The 20,709-nt window shown below is 43.6% G+C and carries 17 protein-coding genes; 13 read left to right on the top strand and 4 right to left on the bottom strand.

Going from position 1 to position 20,709, the window contains the following annotated elements; genetic code table 11:
- Positions 1-60: 60 nt before the first annotated feature.
- From lepB to IGI89_RS02135, 3 genes are all read left to right on the top strand, one after another.
- On the top strand, positions 61-540 hold the full coding sequence (gene lepB / locus IGI89_RS02145; RefSeq protein WP_008378013.1) for a signal peptidase I: 480 nt from the start codon (positions 61-63) through the stop codon (positions 538-540).
- 73 nt (positions 541-613) lie between these two features.
- A complete protein-coding gene (locus IGI89_RS02140; protein WP_035006577.1) occupies positions 614-1,378 on the top strand; it encodes a hypothetical protein in 765 nt (254 codons plus the stop codon).
- Positions 1,379-1,425: 47 nt separating this feature from the next.
- Positions 1,426-2,589 carry a hypothetical protein gene (locus tag IGI89_RS02135; protein ID WP_008378017.1) on the top strand — a complete coding sequence of 388 codons (1,164 nt, stop codon included), beginning with the start codon at positions 1,426-1,428 and terminating at the stop codon, positions 2,587-2,589.
- Between the two features lie 54 nt (positions 2,590-2,643).
- On the opposite strand, the gene IGI89_RS02130 is transcribed toward IGI89_RS02135, so the two are convergent.
- Positions 2,644-3,093, bottom strand: coding sequence for a MerR family transcriptional regulator (locus tag IGI89_RS02130; RefSeq protein WP_008378019.1), 450 nt, complete (start codon positions 3,091-3,093; stop codon positions 2,644-2,646).
- Between the two features lie 89 nt (positions 3,094-3,182).
- On the opposite strand from IGI89_RS02130, the gene IGI89_RS02125 reads away from it, so the two are divergent.
- Positions 3,183-4,232 carry a zinc-dependent alcohol dehydrogenase gene (locus tag IGI89_RS02125; protein WP_260605115.1) on the top strand — a complete coding sequence of 350 codons (1,050 nt, stop codon included), beginning with the start codon at positions 3,183-3,185 and terminating at the stop codon, positions 4,230-4,232.
- 428 nt (positions 4,233-4,660) lie between these two features.
- On the top strand, positions 4,661-6,139 hold the full coding sequence (locus IGI89_RS02120; protein WP_086372631.1) for a helix-turn-helix domain-containing protein: 1,479 nt from the start codon (positions 4,661-4,663) through the stop codon (positions 6,137-6,139).
- Positions 6,140-6,342: 203 nt separating this feature from the next.
- On the opposite strand, the gene IGI89_RS02115 is transcribed toward IGI89_RS02120, so the two are convergent.
- Positions 6,343-7,509 (bottom strand): NAD(P)-dependent malic enzyme, encoded by a 1,167-nt coding sequence (locus tag IGI89_RS02115; protein ID WP_087665098.1) that lies wholly within the window; start codon positions 7,507-7,509, stop codon positions 6,343-6,345.
- Between the two features lie 30 nt (positions 7,510-7,539).
- Positions 7,540-8,868, bottom strand: coding sequence for a 2-hydroxycarboxylate transporter family protein (locus tag IGI89_RS02110; RefSeq protein WP_008378026.1), 1,329 nt, complete (start codon positions 8,866-8,868; stop codon positions 7,540-7,542).
- Between the two features lie 167 nt (positions 8,869-9,035).
- Between IGI89_RS02110 and IGI89_RS02105 the strand changes: the two genes are divergently transcribed.
- The 3 genes from IGI89_RS02105 (at position 9,036) to IGI89_RS02095 (ending at position 11,962) form a co-directional block, all read left to right on the top strand.
- Positions 9,036-10,565, top strand: a complete 1,530-nt coding sequence (locus IGI89_RS02105; RefSeq protein WP_008378028.1) for a Spo0B domain-containing protein — start codon at positions 9,036-9,038, stop codon at positions 10,563-10,565.
- Positions 10,562-11,254: a response regulator gene (locus tag IGI89_RS02100; protein ID WP_438735246.1), complete on the top strand. Its 693-nt coding sequence runs from the start codon at positions 10,562-10,564 to the stop codon at positions 11,252-11,254. The genes IGI89_RS02105 and IGI89_RS02100 overlap by 4 nt, the downstream gene beginning before the upstream one ends.
- 144 nt (positions 11,255-11,398) lie before the next feature.
- Entirely contained in the window at positions 11,399-11,962 is a 564-nt protein-coding gene (locus tag IGI89_RS02095; RefSeq protein WP_086372633.1) for a hypothetical protein, read from the top strand.
- Between the two features lie 140 nt (positions 11,963-12,102).
- Here the strand turns inward: IGI89_RS02095 and IGI89_RS02090 are convergent, their stop codons facing one another.
- Positions 12,103-13,602 (bottom strand): helix-turn-helix domain-containing protein, encoded by a 1,500-nt coding sequence (locus IGI89_RS02090; protein ID WP_438735244.1) that lies wholly within the window; start codon positions 13,600-13,602, stop codon positions 12,103-12,105.
- 208 nt (positions 13,603-13,810) lie between these two features.
- Here IGI89_RS02090 and IGI89_RS02085 point away from each other — a divergent pair, with 208 nt between their 5' ends.
- The 5 genes from IGI89_RS02085 (at position 13,811) to IGI89_RS02065 (ending at position 20,693) form a co-directional block, all read left to right on the top strand.
- Positions 13,811-16,210 (top strand): VWA domain-containing protein, encoded by a 2,400-nt coding sequence (locus tag IGI89_RS02085; RefSeq protein WP_438735242.1) that lies wholly within the window; start codon positions 13,811-13,813, stop codon positions 16,208-16,210.
- Between the two features lie 397 nt (positions 16,211-16,607).
- Entirely contained in the window at positions 16,608-18,062 is a 1,455-nt protein-coding gene (locus IGI89_RS02080; protein ID WP_008378039.1) for a helix-turn-helix domain containing protein, read from the top strand.
- 52 nt (positions 18,063-18,114) lie between these two features.
- The gene (locus IGI89_RS02075) at positions 18,115-18,465 is read left to right on the top strand and encodes a cell wall protein (RefSeq protein ID WP_228100637.1); all 351 of its coding nucleotides are present in this window, start codon (positions 18,115-18,117) and stop codon (positions 18,463-18,465) included.
- Between the two features lie 173 nt (positions 18,466-18,638).
- A complete protein-coding gene (locus IGI89_RS02070; RefSeq protein WP_008378042.1) occupies positions 18,639-19,418 on the top strand; it encodes a WxL domain-containing protein in 780 nt (259 codons plus the stop codon).
- Between the two features lie 225 nt (positions 19,419-19,643).
- Complete coding sequence (locus IGI89_RS02065) at positions 19,644-20,693, top strand: WxL protein host-binding domain-containing protein (RefSeq protein ID WP_087665102.1); 1,050 nt, start codon at positions 19,644-19,646, stop codon at positions 20,691-20,693.
- Positions 20,694-20,709: the final 16 nt, after the last annotated feature.

The following is a 20,709-nucleotide window of genomic DNA, read 5'->3' as shown; positions in this document are numbered from 1 at the left end:
GGTAGAATCAGTCAAACGCTACGTACGACGTAAAATTATGGTAGAGGAGCAACAGGTATCATGGGTCGATTCCAAAAGCAATTGGTACTTCGTGTGTTGGGGATAAGTTGTCTGCTACTGCTGCTGTTCTATTTCTTTTCAAACTACAAAATGGCTCGTGTCAGCGGTGATTCGATGGCCCCCATTATTCAAAACAACGAGTTAGTCGTTATTCAAAAGAATCAGTTGCCGCATCGTTATGATCTCGTCGCTTTTGAGCATGAAGGGCTGCTGATCGTAAAACGAGTGATCGGGGTTCCTGGGGATTCCTATGCGCGCAGTGGCAATCGTTTGCTATTGGGGGCATCAGGGTCCTATTATGATTTTTCCTATACCTTTACACTGACGCAAGAAACGGCGAGGGAATTGCCGGTCGGAGGCATCTTGCAGCCAGGAGAGTATTTCGTCGTTGGGGATGCGATCATGCACTCGATCGATAGTCGTGAATTTGGTATGGTGACGAGCGAGGCGCTTCGTGGGGTCGTCTTGAATTTCTTTTAAGGATTCAACGTGGTCAGTCAGCGTGTCTGTTTGAAAATCGAGGCTCAATTATGGACAAAAGATGGAAAGGGGGATGTCCGTGAAGATTGTTTATGTCAGCATACTGCTGCTTTGTTTTGTGGCGATCGGGGTGCTTGCTCAACGGGGATACCTCGAAATCTTTGTTCGAAGACTTGAGCGACGAACAAATATGACGGAGTTGGAAAAAAGAAAACTGGCTTTTTTTAAGCATAAGATTCGTAATGAACATCCGTTAGCGTTACTGATGGTGAGTGGTCTGTTTCTTATGAGTTTGCTGCTTTTGACTTTTACTCATGTTTCCATACATGCGCAAAGCTGCAGGGTAGCAGAGGAAAGGGAGCAGATGAAACAGGAAATCTTACATTTACAAAAAGAACAGATTGAAGGGACGCAACGACCGTTATCGGTGTACCCGTCTGCAGGTCTCCCTTTTGAAAATCTTGCTTGGCAGACGCTGCTGATGGCGGATGATCGAGAAGCGCGTTTTCAGCTAGAAGAAGAATTTGGGACGCAAGTGACGCCTTTTTTAGGACCGACAGTCGTGCTGATCCATATTGACCAACCGCTGCAAGAAATCACCCTAACGAGTTCAAGTCATTTGAACTCTTCTGCGGACTTTCCTGCTTGGGAAGCTAATTTGCAGCGAATCATCGATGATCTATCGCAGGCGCAAGGCGTGAAACGGTGCCATTTCGTGTTGCAAGTAGCAGATACGCCCGATACGTCATTTGAACAAACGATCGTCCGCAATGCTCAGGGACAGTGGCAAGTACTCAACCGAAAAGAGCTTGTCCAAGCTTCAGACACGGGAACTTAGAATGAAACAATCAAAAGAGTTATTGACGAAAGGGAGGGATTCAAGGGATGAGTAAGAAGAAGGGACGTGGGTGGTTTTCTGCTCAGACGCTATTCGACGAAATGAACCAAGTGTCATTGAAAGAATTAAAAGGATTTGAAGAAACGTATGAGAAAGAAAACAGAACCGCTGAGACAGCTGTTGCCAATGGACCGGCGAAAGAAGCCTTCGCCGATACCGCAAAAAAGAAAGCTACTAGCAATGATCAAGAAATGACGGGTACCAGTAGTAAACCCCAAAAAGGCAAAAAACAAGGGCAACGAAGTGGACAGGCGCCGGCACCGTCTCCTTCAGTACAAGCGGAACTAGAGGAACGATTGGAGCCAGAAGGATCGCCTAAGCACTCGATGCAACCCTGGTCCTCAGAAACTGGCATGCCACATCCAGTAAGCAGTAAAGGGAAGAGAAAGCGTAAAAGCACCAAAAAGCGTAATGAAACTGTCAATGCGCCCTTGCCTAGCTATCAAGAAAAACGCTCTTTTGAAGCGTTTACCGCGGAAGCGAACGAGGAGCAGATGGAGCTGGCGCCTGTCTCACCAGCAGATATGAGCTTTGAACAAACCCATCAAGAGTTAGTGTTGGCACGAACGAGAATCACAGAACTTGAAAAGCGGCTCCATGCAGAAACCTTGCATCGCTCACAGTCGGATATCCAGCAAGTGAAAGAAAAAGCGATTTTTGAACGCTTGGATTGGGCAAGAGAAAAACAATGGTATGAAAGCAAAGCCCAAGAACAAAAACAGCTGCTGCTCCAAAAAGAAGAGGTCATCACAAATTTGGCGAACCAACTCGCTGAAAAAGAAGCACAGCTGGAGGAGCAGGATCGAGGCCCTCAGGAAGAAGAAGCCGCTGCGCTTCGCAAAGCGGTCAATGAGCTGCAAAAAGAAAACCAAGAGTTACAAAAAGAAAATCAGCAGTTTCAAGCGGAGATGCGAGAGATCTTGCTGTTTGCTAGAAAGAAAGCAGACCGGACACTTGAAGAAGCGCAGGTTGAAGCAGAACGGATGATCTACAACGCCGAAATGCGCTTGAATATCGCCCATCGTACGGCAAAAGAGATCCTTGATGAAGTGAGCGATACGAAAGAGAACATGAATACTCTCTTTGATTATTTGTATGAACAAGTCTATTCACTAGCAGACAAGCAAGTATTTGAAAAGTACCAAGAATAGGTTTGCTTCGGATCACTAGAAGCAGGCAGATAGTACTGTGAACGTTACATAACGTTAGCGATCTTCGCTTTGGGCGGTGATCGCTTGAAACTTTTCTTTGTTTCTCAACGACATTTTGATTGGGAAATGGATTTGTTCTGTACCGGCTGCGATCGCTGATTCATAATACCAGCACTTATGGTCGATCAACGCCATTGATTGCTGCAAAGCGTCTATCTGCGCTTGCAGCGCTTTTTTTTGTTCAAGAAACATTTTATGGCGTTCTTGCAGCGAGTCATCACCAAGGCGTGTCAATTGTGCATAATCTTTGATCTCTTTAATGGTCATGCCTGTTTCCTTCAGACATTCGATCAATTCCAGCATCTCAATTTCGGTATCTGAAAATAAACGGTAGCCAGATTCTTTGCGCGCTAACGTCGGCAAAAGGCCTTCTTTGTCGTAATAGCGGATGGTTGACGTGGGGATATTTAAGGCTTTCGCAACTTGGGATATCGTATAGGTCATTTTTTTCACTCCTTAACGTTGACTTTAAAGTTAACTTTAATGTTAGTATGACAGTAAGCAAAGGAAAAAGCAATGAGGAGGAAACAGAGATGACAGAAAAAAACATGAAAGCTGCTGTATTAAAAGGACCAGAAACGATCGAGGTCAAACAAGTACCTGTGCCGAAAGTGGAAGAAGGACTGATCGAGATCCAAGTTTCAGCTTGCGGCGTCTGCGGCAGTGACGTGCATATGTGGCAAGCAGGGAAAGGTTGGGGCAAAACAGGGGAGTCCGATTTTATCATGGGTCACGAGTTTTGCGGTGTCGTGACGGATGCAGGCGATAGTTCCTTTAAAATCGGCGATCGCGTCGCTTTTTGGGCAAATCTTTATTGTGGAAAATGTGAGATGTGCCAAAAAGGGCAAGAGCATTTGTGTCGGGAAGTAAACGGCACCAATTATATCGGCTTTGTCTGCAATGGCGCCTATGCCGAACGGTTTGTCGGAAAAGCGTCCAATGCTTATAAATTGCCAGATACAGTTTCAGATACAGCAGCTAGCTTGATTGATCCCTTGATGGTTGCCTATCATGCCATCCGTAAATCCAATATTAAGTTAAATGACAAAGTCTTGGTTTCTGGAAGTGGGATCATCGGGCAATTGATTGGCGAATTGGCAAAAAAAGCTGGGGCTTCTTATGTGGCCATGTCCAAAATCAACGATACAAAAATTGAGAAAGCCAAGGAATTGGGAATCTTTGACGATTACTTTGACGCTAAGGATTCAAACCGCGGGGAAGTATTGAAAGACGCGTCTGCTGGTGGGTTCGATTTGATTTTTGAAGCGGTCGGTTCCAGCAGTTCCTTAGCGACATGCATTGAGGCTGCTCGTCCTGGCGCAACGATCGTGGCGATCGGAAATTCCGTTGCTCCCGAAATTCCTTTTTCATTAAATCGGTTGGTCTTGCAAGAAATCAAGCTCATCGGCAGCGTTTCATGCACCCGCCAAGAGTTTGAAGAAACGATCGATTTGATTGCTAGTGGCATGATCGATCCCACAAAATATATCACGGATGAATACCCATTGGAAAAACTGCAAGAGGCGCTAGAACGCCAAACGTTAGAAGATGATCCGTTGGTCAAAGCGGTTATGAGGTTTTAAATCCGATCCAGAGAAGAATGCCAAATGAAAATCGGGCACCGAGTATTGAACAAACATAGAATGATAGCTGATTCTGCTTAACATCTACGAGGTGTTAAGCTTTTTTATTTGAATCTGCAATAGAAAATCTGTTGCGCACAGGCAAAAGGTTGTGTGTATACATGGGTGTCAGCACTTTTCTTATTTGTCGCGTGTCGCAGTGCTATCATTTGATCCAGGAAAAGAATGGTGCTTGCCTTGCTATGGATTGAAAGAAAGCCCGCAGCAAGTTCAAAAAAGCGAAAGCGAACTTTTCTGACAATGGATGTTTCGTGCCACATCTTATGTTTTTAGAAAGAAGTTCATTTGACGTAGCGAAGAAAGGGGTTTCTGTTGTATGGTAGAATGAATAGAGCCAAGTCAGAAAAGGAAATGAGTGAAGAAATGGCATGAGGGAACTTCAGATGTCTTTTATTACAAGTCCGAGTACAAAGCGTTGGATGCAGATATTAACGATTATTGAACGAGAACAAGTTTTTAAAGTTGGGATTCTTTCTGAGCGATTGGCTATTTCTCAGCGGACATTGGTGAAAGACCTACGCTTGATCAAAGAGCATTTTGGCGAATGTATTGAATTGGTATCAGGTAATAGCGGATTTCATTTCGAAGAACGAAATCGTGTTCTCTTTAAAGAAAAAAAAGAGCAGCTATTAAATCAGGAAGTTTTATTTGAAATCATTGGGAACATTTTTTATGGAGAAGTAGTTGATCTGAATGAATTGGCTTATCGATACAATTATGCGGAAACAACATTACGAAGGTTTATTGCACGTGTGCAACCAGCCTTAAAAGAGTATGGACTTTCTCTAAGTTTCACACCGGTTACTTTGGTAGGCGATGAAGCAAATATTCGTAAATTCTTTTTTGATTTTTACTATGTAGGTGAGCCCACCCCCTATACGATCAGACCACCAGAAGGCCTGCATCATGTAATTCTAAAGGGACTTTCTGATAAATTGGGAAAATATGAAGTAGGGACTGGCTTGACGATCTCGGCTTTTTATTCACTGCTGTATATAACGATTGTACGGGCGCAAAAGGAGCACTATGTTTCGATTCCTGACTGGGCAAAAGAGCTTGTCTATCAAGAAAATGATTTTAAATTGCTAGAGATTCTGAAAGAAGTCATTTTCAAAGAGTATGGGGTATCTTTACCCAAAGAAGAACTTGCTTGGCTTCACTACATGATTATATGTACGCGGACAATCAATCAATACGATCGAGAAAAAACTTTTCTAGCTCGATTTAATTTCTGGCCAGAAGTGAAGCCGATCGTAAAAGCGTATTTTGCTGGTGCCGAATTTAAGGGCTGGGATCAGTCACTGCTAGAAGATTATCTAACCTCCTTTCTGGTGTCTAGAAAACTTAATGAAGTGATTTGTCCATCTTTGAACAAGCGACAAGCTGAAGAAGTCGCCTCAATAAAAACATACCATCGAGAGTCTTACTACAAAAATAAAGCATTTTTGGAAAAGTACAAAGAAGAGTTAGCTTTTGCGACAGAATTTATGGAAGATATTGCTATCAGTTTTACAACGGTAAGTGATTTACTGCGCGACTATTATCAGCCGAAAAAAAATATTTTGTTTCTTATAGAAGGGGACTCAATGGTCGTTCAAATGATTCGACTACAAGCAATTCGGCTCTTTGCAAACAAGTATCAAGTCATTTTTCTTTCATTGCACGAATTAACAGAAGAACGATTAAAAGCGGACCAGAAGGTTTTGATCGTCACAAATTATCGTCCCTATATCCTGGATTATGGTTTGACGGATGATTATATCTTGTTAAGTAGCATACCAACGAAGAAAGATTGGGAGCGTGTGATTTGTCGATTGTATCCTCAAACTAAAGAGTGCCCTCTGTGAAGTGAACCAAGTGAAGCAATAGTGAATGGGAAGTTAGGGAGGATTTTTTCGGACTGTCTTCTGGGAGGAAACTTTCGATTATCTGTAAAATCCGACACAAAAATGTACCGACTAGTTTTCATAGTCGGTACATTTTTGTAGCTATTTTTCATTTTATTGGTATCAAACAACTAGCGCTGCAGTCACTAATGATACCAATCTATTTAATCTTTTTTCCCCGCATTCTTCACGCTTTCTGCCACGACTTTAGCGACATCAGGCTGAAACGCATCTGGAATGATAGTGGTTGGAGTCAAAGCTGATTCGGGGATCAAACTAGCGATCCCTTGTGCTGCTGCGATCTGCATCTCGATCGTGATGTCTCTTGCTCGAGCGTCTAATGCGCCTCGGAAGATTCCCGGAAAGGCCAAGACATTATTGATCTGGTTAGGGAAATCACTGCGACCAGTACCGACGATAAAGGCGCCAGCTGCCAGTGCTTCATCAGGGAAAATCTCTGGCGTTGGATTCGCCATAGCAAAAATCACTGGTTTTTCTGCCATCGTTTTGATCCACTCAGGGTGCAGCACACCGGGAGCTGAAACGCCTACGAAGACATCTGCTCCTTTGAGGGCATCTTCTAGTGTTCCTGTTAGATGTTGACGATTGGTGACTTTGGCAATTTCTGCGTGATGGGGCGCAAGTTCATGGTTCGTTTCTGAAATGATCCCTGCTTTGTCGACAACAGTGATGTGTCTGATGCCAGCAGCCAAAAATTTTCGGGTAATGGCAAGGCCAGCAGAACCACCGCCGTTGATCACGATTTTGACCTCTTCAAAGGATTTTTCGATCAGCTTCAGGCTATTGATCAAAGCGGCTAATACCACGATGGCAGTTCCGTGCTGGTCATCGTGGAACACGGGGATCGGTAATTCTTCAATCAAGCGTCGTTCGATCTCAAAGCAGCGAGGGGCGCTGATATCTTCTAGGTTGATCCCACCAAAGGTTGGTGCGATCGCTTTGATCGTTTGAATGATTTCTTCGGTGTCTTGCGTATCTAGGACGATCGGAATCGAATCGATTCCGGCAAAGCGCTGGAACAAGGCCGCTTTGCCTTCCATGACCGGCATAGCTGCTTTGGCACCGATATTGCCCAAACCTAACACCGCTGAGCCATCGCTGATCACGGCGACAGTATTTTTCTTGGTGGTCAAGGTGTAGGCGAGTTCTTCGTTTTCAGCAATTGCTGATGAAACAGCTGCGACTCCTGGGGTGTAGGCGATACTTAAATCTTCTTTTGAATCAATAGTGACTTTAGAAACGACGGCTAATTTGCCCCCATTTTCCTCGGCTTGTTTCATAGCTGCTTCTTTGACATTCATCGTTGACATTCTTGATTTCTCCCTTCCGATTTCAAACAATTAAAATAATAGTCGTAAAAGTGCGGTCATTGAGATAACCGTGATCGCGCCACCCAAACGTGTAGCTACTTGGGCAAATGGCATCAAATTCATGCGGTCGGCGGTACTTAAGATCGCGACATCGCCGGTTCCACCCATTCCGCTTTGACAAGCAGAAACGATGGCTGCTTCGATAGGGTACATGTTCATAAAGCGAGAAACGATAAATCCCGTGGCAATCACAGTGAAAACGACGCTAATAACGACTAAAAAGTATTGCCAGGTCAGCATACCGACGACATCTTTCAAAGGAATATAAAGCAGTCCTAATCCTGCCATGAGTGGAAATGTAAAGTTACCAGAGATGAATTTGTAAAGCTGTTTTGATCCTTTTTGTGTTTCTTTTGGTACGACATTCAAGTATTTCAAGAAAGCGGCTGCTACGATCATGAGAACAGGTCCAGGAAACCCAGTGACGTGTTCCAGCAAACCGCCGAGAATAAAGAGCGTACAAGCGGTCAGCACACCGGCACCCATCAATTTGACGTCGATCGGTGATTGATCTTCAACCAACGCATCTTTCAAATCATCCCCATCACTCATTTTGACGAGTTGGCCTTTTCCTGAAAGCTGCGGTTTTTGTTCCCCTAAGCGAGTCAACAAGCCAGTACAAACGATCGCGAAAAAGTTGCCGATGATAGTGGCTGGAATCAACTGACCGACCAATTGCTCGCTACCTAAACCAGTGATGGCACTATAGCCTAAGGAAAGCGGTAAGATTCCTTCTCCAATACCGCCGGCTAAAACAGGAGTCACAATAAAGAACAAAGTGTGTTTCCAATCTAGCCCTAACAGTACACCGACAAGGGTACCTACGCCCATCGCTAAGACCATGCCTAACATCATAGGAATGATCATTCGCATCAACCCTTGGACTAAGATTTTGCGATTCATACCTAAAATGCTGCCGCAAACCAGACAGGCGATATAGAAATAAAGGAAGTTTGCTTGCTTCATTAAGATATTAGTTGATTCCAATACGTTTTGATTGATGAGATTAAAAAAGACCAGGATTGACGGAATCAACAAAGAAAAAATAGCGGGACCACCAAAATTCTTGATGATGGGGATGTTGGCACCAATCGTTCCTAATAACCAGCCTAAACTTAGGATAACGGCGAACCCTCCCAACATATTGACAGGCAGTTGCTGTAGAAAAGCAGTGATCAAGATAATGGCAGACATTACCAGATAGACGGGCAAAGGAACGGAACCAACATAGAAAGACCACCACTTTGCTTTGGTTTGCTTTTTTTCAACAACGGGTTGTTTTGCGACGACTTGTTTCATTCAAATACCTCCTTTGGATGTTTCCAGTATAAGGAAGCGCTCACAAACAAAGAAGATTATTTAACTAATTTAATTAAATACAACTTAAAAAAAGACCTTCGGAAAAAGATTCCTATGTTAAAATGAGCGTGTAATGAACGCTTATTAGCAATTGAGGAGGAACGACTATGCGAGAGCGGCCAGTTCGGCTGTGGGTGCTGTTAGTAGGAATTTTTACCAGTACCTTATGTATCGTTCTAACATTATTTTATGTACTGATGATGATGGAACAAAAAGAGCAAATGCACCGGGATGAAGAAACGCTGCTGCTATCGATCGGTCGTCAGTTAGCATCAGAAGCGGAGGTCAAGCAAGCACTGCGGGAAAAGAAAGCCAGTCCCCAGTTGCAATCATATACCAATGAATTAGCAAAAAATTATGGGTTGGATTTTATTGTTTTGATGGATCAAGACGCTATTCGGATCACGCACCCAGACCCTGAAAAGATTGGTCAACCTTTTACAGGTGGCGATGAAACACCGGCAATTGAAGGCAAGGAGTCTCTCTCCATTGGCAACGGCACCTTAGGACAGTCCTTACGTGGGTTCGTTCCAGTGAAAGAAGATGGAGAACAACTTGGCGTCGTGGCATTAGGGATTAAAATGACTTCACTGCAATCGCTAATCTTACTATCGCAAAAAGGCTATCGGAAAGCATTGTTCATCAGTTTGCTATTAGGCGGGGGGATTGCATTATTCGTGGCATTTTATTTGAAACGACAACTGCATAATCTGGAACCGCAAGAAATCTCACGTTTGTTAGAAGAACGCAATAGTATGCTGGAAGAAACCAAGGATGTTGTTTTTGTCTTAGACTTAGCGAAGAATATCTTGCTGGCAAATCGAGCTGCCACGGCATTGCCGCTTGCTACTGCATCAGAAGATGGCTTGGTTGGCCAATCCCTGCTAACGATCTTGCCTGCTTTGCAGCACGTCGATTTTGACAAGAAGCAAGAGCGGTTAGTACAGCAAGAAGGGCAGGACTATGTCTTTTCATCGGCGCCGATCATCGTGAGAAATCAGCAGATAGGGCATATTATTTTTCTAAGAAATGCGACAGAGTCTTTATTTATTGCGGATCAGTTGGCAAATACGACAGCCTATGCGACGGCACTGCAAAGTCAAGCCCACGAATTTATGAACAAGCTGCATGTCATCTATGGTTTGGTGGATTTAGAAGCCTATGAAGAGTTGACGATCTATTTGGATGATATTTTGAAACCAGAGAAAGAATTTGCTCATCGGCTAGCGATTCTTATTAAAAACCCTTTGTTGGCAGGGTTTTTGATTGGCGAGCGGCAAAAATTTTTAGAAAAGAAATGCCAGCTGTTGTTAGAAATTTTTCCAGAGATTCCCCAAGGGGCCGTTGCACATGAAACCAAAGTCTTATTAAACCTTTATCAATATATTCATCATCTTTTGCTGCAAAAGCATTTGACTCAAGAGGTATTTATGAAAATCGAGTACCAAGAAAATCAGTTGCAAACGAGTTGGCAGCTAGCGGAAGAAATGTTGACACCCGCGGAACAAGTGACTTTACAACAAGTAGGCTATTTTCAGCAATTACTGCATGAAGTCAATGGGACCATCACTTTTCAGGAAGCGCAAGGCGTCCTAGAAGTGACGATCACGAATGATTATCGGAAGGAGCAGCTATGAAAGCCAATATTTTGATTGTTGAAGACGATCCGATGGTTCAATTTATTCATCGCAGCTATTTAGAACGTTTAGCGGTTTTTGAGCGAATTTTTTCGGTGGAAACAGTGGAAGAAGCACAAGAAATGCTGCAAAAAGAAACCATTGAGCTGCTCTTGTTGGATATCCATTTGAAAGATGGCAATGGCTTGGAGCTGTTGCAAACATTACGGGAACAACAACAGGCTGTGGATGTGATCATGATCACGGCTGCCGATGAAACACGATTGATCAGCCAAAGCCTACATTTGGGGATGCTGGATTATTTGATCAAGCCGTTTTCCTTCGAACGATTTGCCCAAAGTATCCAAGTATTTCAGCAACGACGCGAAAGCCTCAAACATCCGCGGATCGCTCAGCAACAAATCGATCTGCTGCTGCAGGGAAACCAAAAAGGTCCGTGGATCGAACTAGAAAAAGGGTTGACAGAAGACACGCTTCAGCTGATCCAAGAAACGATTCGTACCATTAAACAGCCATTTACAGTCCAAGAATTGGCGCAAGCTTGCGCATTTTCCCATGTGTCGGTAAGAAAGTATGTCGCCCACTTAGAAAAGACCAAAGCCATTCGCAGCGAAAATGTGTATACAAAAATTGGGCGTCCGTATAAACAGTATTTTTTGTCATATGCAGAAAAGCAGACAACGGATTGAAAAATGAGCTCTCATTATCAGCTGCGATAAATGCATTTAATAATCAAAATACGAGTATTTTTCTATTTTTGTTAAGATTTTATGATTATTATTTCAATTAAACCTATTCTTTATTAGACTGATTGATAAAGAAGGAGGAATAAAATGAATAAAAAAACACTGGTTTTACCAATAATCTTAGTTACTTTAACAGGGTGTGGGGCTCAAAATGAAGACGACACAGCACAAGCAGATACGGTTGAAGTGCCAACGATCACCCTCGCTGCAATCGAAGAAGCACAAGAAGCTTGGGCTGAGAGCATCGTAGCTATTGGGGAAGCAAGTACGCAGAGTGAGGAAGCTGCAGAAGAACAAGCTAAAGAAACCCTTGATACGTTGTATGCATTTGATGAAGGAACAGTCCTTTTTAAACCAACGAAAGCTGCTGAAATTCCTTTCCGCTCAACAAAGGAAGAAGCTTTGTCTTATTTCGTTGGTGGTGATATTGAAGAAGACAGCGGGTTTGCTTTAGAGCCGTGGACAAATGTACGCTTTGACAATCACGATACGATTCTAAATGGTGATACAGCACTTTCTTCAGGAAATTATTATTTTACATCCGGTGAGACCGGAGAAGAGGTAAAGGTCGAATATACATTTGGGTATATGTTGGATGAAGACGGCAACGTTCGAATCCAGTTGCAACACTCGAGTGTTCCTTTTCGTTAAAGGAACTAGCAACAGATTTAACTATTGGTTGTATAAAAGTAATACTGTATTGAATGAATGAAACAAAACGAGACGACGAAGTACCTGCTTTCATTACTTCGTCGTCTCGTTTTGTTGGAGTGATTTGAGCAGAGCAATCATTATTTTTGCGATTGGAATACTTCAATCGCCTGATGAATTGCTAACAAATCAGGGACGGTGACTTGTGCATTGATCAATAGGACCGGTGCTTTTTCATAGGTTTCAGACAATGGAGTGGTGCTTAGACAGAGATCGTAGTCGTCGTCGACAAACTGATCACGAATATCAAGGTTGTAGAACCCTTGAAAGGGCGCTTTGATCAGTTCTCTGATGGTCAGCGAAATCGCCAGCGGCAAGTCTGTTTCCAGTTTGATCTTGATTTTCTGCTGAAAAGTAGCTGGCGGTAAAATCAGCGTCCACGCCATAGCGACATGAAGAGAAAATCCGCTTCGTTTCAGCGGCTCTTTTTGGTATAACGAAGTTTTTGTCACTAGCTTTTCGGCTTGCTTTTGCAAATCAGGAAAATGTTCTGTTAAAAACTGTGCAGTATTATAGCCGGCTAATGTATGGTCGACCGGTCCAAACAATTCGACAGTCAAAAGCCCATTCAAGAGAGTATTCACGATCCTACTTTTGCAAGGGCGGGTCAACTCGGATTTTGGTGCGAACGCGGTCATCGACCAGAGAAGTTTTTGGATGCTCGTCGTTGGTTTTTTTGGGGAAAACGCAGCGTCCAGTTGCGCATCGGCAAACGTTCGATCGAGATTCGATGCTAGCCATAGAAAACAAAAGCGGCGTTCATTCTCATCAAGAAAGAAGTGTTCCGCTAGTTCTGACGATAAATGGTTGTAGATGGCGGTCTCTTCATCAATCAGGGATTGAAACAGGGAAAGATCTTCCCCAATCAAAGGGGCTTCGATCGCTACTGCTTCTGCTGAAATCCGTTGTCCTTTGCGAAACCGCAAAATAGTGACAGCCAAAATGTATGTGGTCATTTTCAATTCGATCGGGTTAAAGGGAATCTGATTGTTTTGGTAGAAGTCTTGTGCGATGGTTTCACATTTTTTCTGGGAAAGACCAGTAAAGGGCCAATGCAGACCGGCAAATGTTCGCCAAAAGAAGACCATCATAAAGTAGCGGATACGGGCTTCGCTGCCTACGAGTCGAACCGTCCCTTTTTGCTTTTGCAGCTGAAATCCCAATGGAGCAAGCAGTTTTTGCAACGCATAGATTCGTTTACGAACGGTTGATTCGGAGAAGTAATGGTCAGCGGCGAATTGGATCAAATTGATCTCATTTTGCAGCAAAAGGGTTTCCAGTAAATAAAAAAAGGGATTCGCTTCCAGCAACTGCCGACTCAATCGCTTGTAGTCTCGCTTAGTCCCAATGAAGGATAACCCAAAGCCGTGTTTGGCAACCAAAAGCGGTGAGGGATCGTCTTGTAAGGAAAGCGAGCGTTTGCTTAAAGTGTCGAAGCTTTTTTGGATGGAGCGGCGATCCAAAGCCAACGCTTGACTGATCTCTTCAATGGGAACAAAACGTTTTTGAAGATACAAAAACCGCAACAGGTCGATATCTCTCTTGAGAGTGTGTCCAAAAAATGGATAAAACCGTTCCATAATTCAAGCTCCGTTCTAAAGGTTTCTCTATGTACTCGATTCTCTTATGATAGCACAAAAAACGTGATTTTTTTGTAAATGAAATCAGCAATTTTTTGTCTCCTTTTCGCAGCAAAACCTTCTATACTGTTTTCTGACAAAGACTCGCTTTCCTCAGCAGATCCATGAATGCTGAGGAAAGCAGTGCGGAAATAAAGGAGCGAAAGTGATGAAACACAAAAGAGGTTGGCAAAAGTATGCAGGGATTTTTTTCCTATTGTTGATGGGGGTTCTCATGGGCAGTCTGACTGTAAACAGTGAAACCACCACGTATGATTTTGACTATCAAACTGATGCGACCGGACAGTATTTGACAAATGGAACGGCGCAAGGAGATACGTACAACTACAAGTATGGACAGGCGCCGGGGGTTGCTTTTGATGAAGAGAACTATGTCAATTATGCAGATGAAGCGTATCTGAAAAAAAGTGTCAAAGAAGCTGCGGACCAAGGACTATTTGATGTAACGTTAGCTGTCAAAGGCAATCAGACCAGTACCCCTGTTGATCTGGTCATGGTGATCGATTATTCTTCCTCCATGACTGGAGAAAAATTAACCAACGCCTTGTTGGGGCTGCAACAGTTTGGAAATGAATTAGCTGATTCGCTAGCGAATGGCTCCATTCGGATCGGGATCGTTGCCTACAATCGAGAAGTTTACACTACCAACGGTTTTTCTACCGATATCGCCTACTTGGAACAATTTCTGCGTGAGACGGCCGAATCCCATTCTGGAACTTTTATGCAAAAAGGCTTATTGGCTGGACAACAACTGTTACTGGAAGAAAGTCGTCCAGAAGCGGAAAAGCTGTTTATTCATATCGGTGACGACAGTGCTAATCGTAGTTATTTGCCAGTAGATGAGGCAGCGGTTTATCAAAATACCGGCGCAATCAGTGACTATAACGGTTATCACACGGAAAGCTATATTGAAGAATTTCAAACGTCAGCCACTGCTTACCATACGACAAGTAAAAATCCATCAGATTCGCAAGCCATTCCTGTTAGCAACACTGTGGTGACAGACGAGACCCTTGGCACGATCGTCGCGCTTAAAAAATCTGGTTTTACCTATTATTCGGTAGCAACGGCGCCTTCCGCACGAGGGGAATACATTGGGCGCAATCTGGCGTCTGCACCGAGCAATTACTTAACAACGGATGAAAACCTGAGCGGATTGGGTTCAGCATTGACAGAAATCGCCAATCATATCGATAAAACCATCCCTGACGGGACGATTACAGATCCGATGGGAGAGGGCATTCTTTTGCAAGGGGCAGGTAATTTTGATGCTGATCAGTATCAGTTAGTCGGATGGCGCAAAAATGCGCAAGGAGAGTGGGTCGAGGCGCCGGAAGTTGCAACTGGAGTAACCGTTTCTGAAAAGGATCAGACTATTACCGTCAGTGGGATAGCCTTAGGTGAAAATGAAAAATTGACCTTGATCTACCAAGTTCGCTTGAATACGGAAGCCCCAGATTTTAAAGGAGAGGCGTGGGTGTTGTGCAATGGCCGTACGACCTTAACACCAGCAAGCGATGATGAAGCGTTGGATTTTCCGATACCTTCCATCAAGGCACCCAATGTTTCCCTTGCTGTTCTCAAAAAGTGGGTCAATGTCTCAGCAGCTGAGATTCCAGACCAAATCGATTATCAAGTCAAAAGAACCACCACTACGGCAGCAGACAGTTGGCAGCAGTCAGACCGTTTGACCCTTGAAAAAGCCAATGATTTTCAAGCATCATTAACAAAGATACCCGTTGCTGGTCAAATGGCAGACTTACCAAAATACAACAATCAAGGGGAAGACTTCGTGTATCAGGTTGAAGAAGTCAATATCCCCGACGGCTTCGAAAGCAGTGTGACGACTGAGGGAGATACCCTTGTAATCACCAATACAAAAAAAGAAACCGAACCAAGTACAACGGAGCCAAGTACAACGGAACCAAGTACGACGGAGCCAAGTACAACCGAGCCAAGTACCACGGAACCAAGCACAACCGAACCGAGCACAACGGAGCCAAGCATTACCGAACCAAGTACAACGGAACCAAGCACAACGGAGCCAAGTACCCCAGAACCAAGCACAACCGAACCAAGCATTACCGAACCAAGTACAACGGAACCAAGTACAACGGAACCAAGTACGACGGAGCCAAGTACAACGGAGCCAAGTACCACAGAACCAAGCATTACCGAACCAAGTACAACGGAACCAAGTACGACGGAGCCGAGTACCACGGAACCAAGTACCACAGAACCGAGTACGACGGAGCCAAGTACCACAGAGCCAAGTATCACGGAGCCAAGTACCCCAGAACCAAGTACGACCGAGCCAAGTATAGCAGAACCAAGTACAACGACCACAAACCATGACGGTGCCACGCTAGTAAATCCCCATGAGAGCCAGTCTACTGAAACAAGTGCTAGTAGCGAAACCACGAAATCTTCCAGTCAAGAAAAAGCAAAGGCTCTTCCTCAAACGAATGAGCAACGAGCTGCATGGCTGGTGATTCTAGGCGCAATCATGGTAGGCGGTGTGTTTACAAGAGTACTGAAAAGGAAATAGGAGTTAGCTCTAACTTATAATTCTATAAAGTCAGCTAGACAAGTGTCTAGCTGTTTTTTTGTGCTTTAGGCAGTTGAAATCGGCGCTGTTACTAAAAAAGCTGCGGCTTATTGGTGAGTACAGCTAGCAATTTATAAAAGAGAAACAATAAACAAAAATGTGTCTGAACTATTTAAAATAACACCTAATATTTACCGTTGAGAGCCCGCAGAACAAATGATTCTTTGCGGAAAGTCAATATTTTTGCACCCTCGTGTGCAAATGCTGGATAAAAAATAGGTGGTAATTTTGTTAGAATCAAACAAGAAACATTGCAATGACTCGAAGGCAGCACTAAAGGAGGGACCTACGATTTGATGAAAAATTTATAGGAAATTTGCTAAAGGAGATTACGCCCGTGAACAGTCTTACATTCCAATTGGTAACGAACTCAGTGAATCGAAGAAGCCTTATACTATTGGCGTACATGGAAAACGAACAGATTTTGAGTGTCAAACAGCTCTCAGAAAAAGCGAGTATTTCTCGGCGGACGATCTTAACGGACTTAAAAGCACTACGCACATTTTTTGGTGATGCGATCTCTCTTGAAGGGACCCATCACGGGATGAAGTTGGTAATCAATGATCATGGTGAATACTATAAAAAACGACGCTCCTTCTATGAGCGAGAACCACTTATTTTATTAGTACAAGCTTTTTATGCGGGACAAACGTTTCCTTTTTTAGCTTGGATTCGAGCCATGCATATTTCAGAATCAACGGCAAATCGACTCATAAAAAAATTACAGCTGATTCTTGATGAATACGGTTTGGTGGTAACCAAAGCACCGATTGGGCTGATGGGAGAAGAGATCAATCAGCGAAAGTTCTTCTGGGATTTTTATTGCGAAACGCACTATTTTGAGTTGCCGGTCATTGAACATCAGCTTCAAGAAACGCTTTTAAGAAGAATTGAGCAAAACGTGGGGATCGTTTCAAGAAAAAAGGTCATCAATATTATTCGTTTGTCTGTTCAGCGTGCCACTTTTGGAACCTTGATATTTGATCCTGAGATCCTAGCATTGATCCAGCAAGATCCGCTTTTTTTGACGATCAGTGAAACACTTCAAGAAAGCAGCAGTCTCCAACCCATTGCGAAAAAACGGCTCGTTCAGGAAGCGTGCTTTATTTACTTAATGCTTTATGCGCAGTGGGCGCTTCGAGGGAAAACGAGGATTCCTCTCAATACCTTTTCAAAAACGAGTAAGCGATTCGTTGAACTCTTTGTTGCTTTTTTTGAACAGCACAATACTTACCTTGACGAGCCTTGTGGAATTCAACAGGTTGTGGAAGATTTTTTAGTCCGGCAATATGCAAAAGTTGGCTTAGCACCTATCTACTTAAAAAATCCGGATAGTACGAATCAATTTGTGTTTTCTTTGCCTTTTGATCTATATGAGCCTTTGATTAGGTTTATGGAAGTGAATGAGATTCCGCAATGTTTCAAAAATCAATTTTTGAGGGACTTTTGTTGTTCCTTCGTTCTCTATCTTTTTGGCAATCAATTGATCCGGGTTTCACAAAAAATCGTGGTGTTGCTTGCCAATAATTATGTGATCGATGAATGGGTCTACAGTATTTTTGAACATCATTTTAGTGGTCGAATGGCTGTGCTCTATGAAGAACAATTAACATCGGAACAGATCAACCAGCTTGACTGTGATATTTTGATCACCAATATCATTCCATTTGATTACTCCATAGAAAAGCAACCGCAGGTATTTTTTTTGCCTAAATACATTGGGTATAAAGAAGCGATTAAAATGGTTGTCTCCATCTTAAATGAAGGATTGGAGGACTTCGTCTGTGTCTGAAGTATGTTTTTTGAAAGAGAAAAAGGGGCGAAAGGAAAATGAGGGGGAATACATGCCGCTTCATAAATTGAGGTATTTCATTGTAGCGATGTTGGTTTTAAGTTGTCTGCTAGTCGCTGATTTCGTAGAAGCCAAAGAAGTGTCCACCGCTAGAACAGAAGGGGTCATCCGTTTTGTTGGTGGTCAGGAACCTGCAAAGCCAGAGCCAAAACCGCCGACAGGAAAATGGCCAGTACCTGAAGATGATTCATCTGGTCACGCAAAAAATGATCGTTTTCCGCAAACGAACAGTCACCAACGACTGCTTATTCGCTGGATAGGTCTGCTGCTCGTCCTCTTGAGTGTGGTCGCTTACTTGAAATTAAGCACACGACGATCAGATCGTGAGAAAAATAGCCTTTAGGCAATACGGTCGCACGCTTGTTTTAGGAAACGACTGTTGTGGTTTTTGAAGAAGTGAGAGGATTAGTAAGCCAACTGGCAATCAGTTCTAGCGAAAAAAGGTTTACGCATCAATCAATAGTAATCATCGTAGATTCTTTCTGCGAATAATAATAGTAAAAGGAGTAATTTTTTATGAAACGTATTTATTTAGCAACAATCGGTGTCATGAGTATCGCTGTGTTATCTGGGGGAGTGACCGCAGCAGCAACCCCCATCCTGGAAGGAAATACCGAAAATGAAGTAGATTTCATCCCTGGGGAGGAGGAAGAGATCGATGTTGAGTTACCTGAAAAAGAGCCAGAGGTAGAAATTGATCCGATCGATCCAGAGGTAACCGGTCCGTTCACTTTGGTGCATGTGCCAAAGCGCTTCGATTTTGGAACCCAAGTGATCAGCACAGGCCCTGGAAAATCCGCAATGCTTGCGGAGCTGGAACGACTGTCTGATGGGTCAGGAACCGCGCCATATGTCTCTTTTGCTCAAGTATTGGATACCCGTGGTGGACACAACGGCTGGACGTTAAATGTCGATTTGGATCAATTTACAAGTACAGATGCCACTTCGAATCATGTATTACGTGGGGCTTATATCGAATTTCAAAATCCACAGATTCGTTCGAATGCATTAGATTCGGCGACTTTCCCAACAGCACCTAGCGATCAATTTAACCATCAAACCATCGATGTTGGAACGGAAGGCAACACCTTGATGTCTGCGGCTCCTGGCCAAGGGGCGGGACTTTCAACGGTTCAATGGGGCAATCAAACCCTGCTAAATCAACAGCATGCAGCTGGGGAAGAGGATATTCTCAATGAAGCGATTTGGCTCCATATACCGACAGGAGCGAATCCGCAAGCAACTGCTTATACGGCTACTCTGACTTGGCATTTAAGTGCCACTCCTGGGAATTAAGGGATAAGTTTTTTGGAAGAACACAGCAAAGAAGCCAGTCTTTTAGCTTGGCTCAAAAGCACGAATAAAAACACATCGGTTTAACGGATCATTTTACCAGTGAGCACGATAGCGAATGATACGCGTGTTGCGATTAGGGAAAAACGAATCAGGAAGTGGGCAAGGGATATAGGGAATAGGCAGGAGACGAGTTGTTCCTGCCTATTTTGAAAGGAATGATTCATTATGAAGACACAAAGCAAGAGATCAATCAAGAATAGGCTAGTAGCTGGTTTTGTTTTACTGGTGATGGTACTCGTTGGATTGCCGATGACAGGTTGGGCAGAAACACAATCAGAATTGCCATTTCATGTGGTCCCCAATTTGCCGAAAAGCCAATTGCCAGATGGGAATAGTGGCTATTTTGATCTAGAACTAGCACCAGGGACCGATGATGTTCTGGGGGTGACGATTCAAAATCGCGCGGAAAAGGAAATCACGATCGAAGTTTCCGCACATACGGCGTTCACTAACGGAAATGGCGTCGTGGAATATGGCAAAGATGCCGCAGAACCTGATCCGACTTTGCCTTATTCGATAGCTGATCTAATCGAATTACCTGGAGAGATCATTTTGTCAGCTAAGGAAAAAAAGACGATCGAGTTACCCATACATATGCCTGAAGAAGCCTTTACTGGTAGTCTAGTCGGCGGTTTACGTATTCGAGAGGTCATCGCAGAAACGACTGGATCAGAGGAAGAAGGTGTTGCGATCCAAAATCGGTTTGCTTATATCCTAGGCGTTGTTGTCCGCAATGAAGCGTCTATTATTGAACCAGAGCTTGCGTTATTGGATGTGTTTGCCGGTCAAGTCAATTATCGCAATGCGTTTCGGGCAACGCTACAAAATCCGTTGCCGCGTTTTGTCAATCGACTAGAGGTAGAGGCAACTGTTCGACGAGCGGATCAGGAAGAAGTCTTATATGAGGCGCAGCGTGAAGGGATGCAAATGGCGCCAAATTCACATTTTCATTTTCCCGTTTCATTACAGGGGGATCGTTTTTACAGCGGAGAATATGTAATGAGCTTAACAGCTCGAGCTGAAGGTGAGGAGTGGACATGGGAATATCCGTTTACTGTGGAAGCAGACACAGCACAACAGTTGAATCGTGAGGATGTCACCATTGAAGAGGGGCAAAACTGGTGGTTGATCAGCGCATTAGGACTAGTGATCTTCCTTCTTGGAATAATCATTTGGCTGTTATGGAAGAACAAAAAGCCGACCATGGATACGTAAGAAGTAAAGGAGAGCA

It is taken from the genome of Enterococcus sp. AZ141 (genome assembly GCF_051714385.1).
GTDB lineage: Bacteria > Bacillota > Bacilli > Lactobacillales > Enterococcaceae > Enterococcus_D > Enterococcus_D entomosocium.
The sequence above is the reverse complement of the archived record's forward strand: the minus strand, read 5'-3'. Positions and strand labels throughout refer to the sequence as shown.

Excerpts from the sequence above, each read along its gene's own strand:
- lepB (WP_008378013.1), top strand. The coding sequence starts at position 61 with ATGGGTCGATTCCAAAAGCAATTGGTACTTCGTGTGTTGGGGATAAGT.
- IGI89_RS02140 (WP_035006577.1), top strand. The coding sequence starts at position 614 with ATGTCCGTGAAGATTGTTTATGTCAGCATACTGCTGCTTTGTTTTGTG.
- IGI89_RS02135 (WP_008378017.1), top strand. The coding sequence starts at position 1,426 with ATGAGTAAGAAGAAGGGACGTGGGTGGTTTTCTGCTCAGACGCTATTC.
- IGI89_RS02130 (WP_008378019.1), bottom strand. The coding sequence starts at position 3,093 with ATGACCTATACGATATCCCAAGTTGCGAAAGCCTTAAATATCCCCACG.
- IGI89_RS02125 (WP_260605115.1), top strand. The coding sequence starts at position 3,183 with ATGACAGAAAAAAACATGAAAGCTGCTGTATTAAAAGGACCAGAAACG.
- IGI89_RS02120 (WP_086372631.1), top strand. The coding sequence starts at position 4,661 with ATGAGGGAACTTCAGATGTCTTTTATTACAAGTCCGAGTACAAAGCGT.
- IGI89_RS02115 (WP_087665098.1), bottom strand. The coding sequence starts at position 7,509 with ATGTCAACGATGAATGTCAAAGAAGCAGCTATGAAACAAGCCGAGGAA.
- IGI89_RS02110 (WP_008378026.1), bottom strand. The coding sequence starts at position 8,868 with ATGAAACAAGTCGTCGCAAAACAACCCGTTGTTGAAAAAAAGCAAACC.
- IGI89_RS02105 (WP_008378028.1), top strand. The coding sequence starts at position 9,036 with ATGCGAGAGCGGCCAGTTCGGCTGTGGGTGCTGTTAGTAGGAATTTTT.
- IGI89_RS02100 (WP_438735246.1), top strand. The coding sequence starts at position 10,562 with ATGAAAGCCAATATTTTGATTGTTGAAGACGATCCGATGGTTCAATTT.
- IGI89_RS02095 (WP_086372633.1), top strand. The coding sequence starts at position 11,399 with ATGAATAAAAAAACACTGGTTTTACCAATAATCTTAGTTACTTTAACA.
- IGI89_RS02090 (WP_438735244.1), bottom strand. The coding sequence starts at position 13,602 with ATGGAACGGTTTTATCCATTTTTTGGACACACTCTCAAGAGAGATATC.
- IGI89_RS02085 (WP_438735242.1), top strand. The coding sequence starts at position 13,811 with ATGAAACACAAAAGAGGTTGGCAAAAGTATGCAGGGATTTTTTTCCTA.
- IGI89_RS02075 (WP_228100637.1), top strand. The coding sequence starts at position 18,115 with ATGCCGCTTCATAAATTGAGGTATTTCATTGTAGCGATGTTGGTTTTA.
- IGI89_RS02070 (WP_008378042.1), top strand. The coding sequence starts at position 18,639 with ATGAAACGTATTTATTTAGCAACAATCGGTGTCATGAGTATCGCTGTG.
- IGI89_RS02065 (WP_087665102.1), top strand. The coding sequence starts at position 19,644 with ATGAAGACACAAAGCAAGAGATCAATCAAGAATAGGCTAGTAGCTGGT.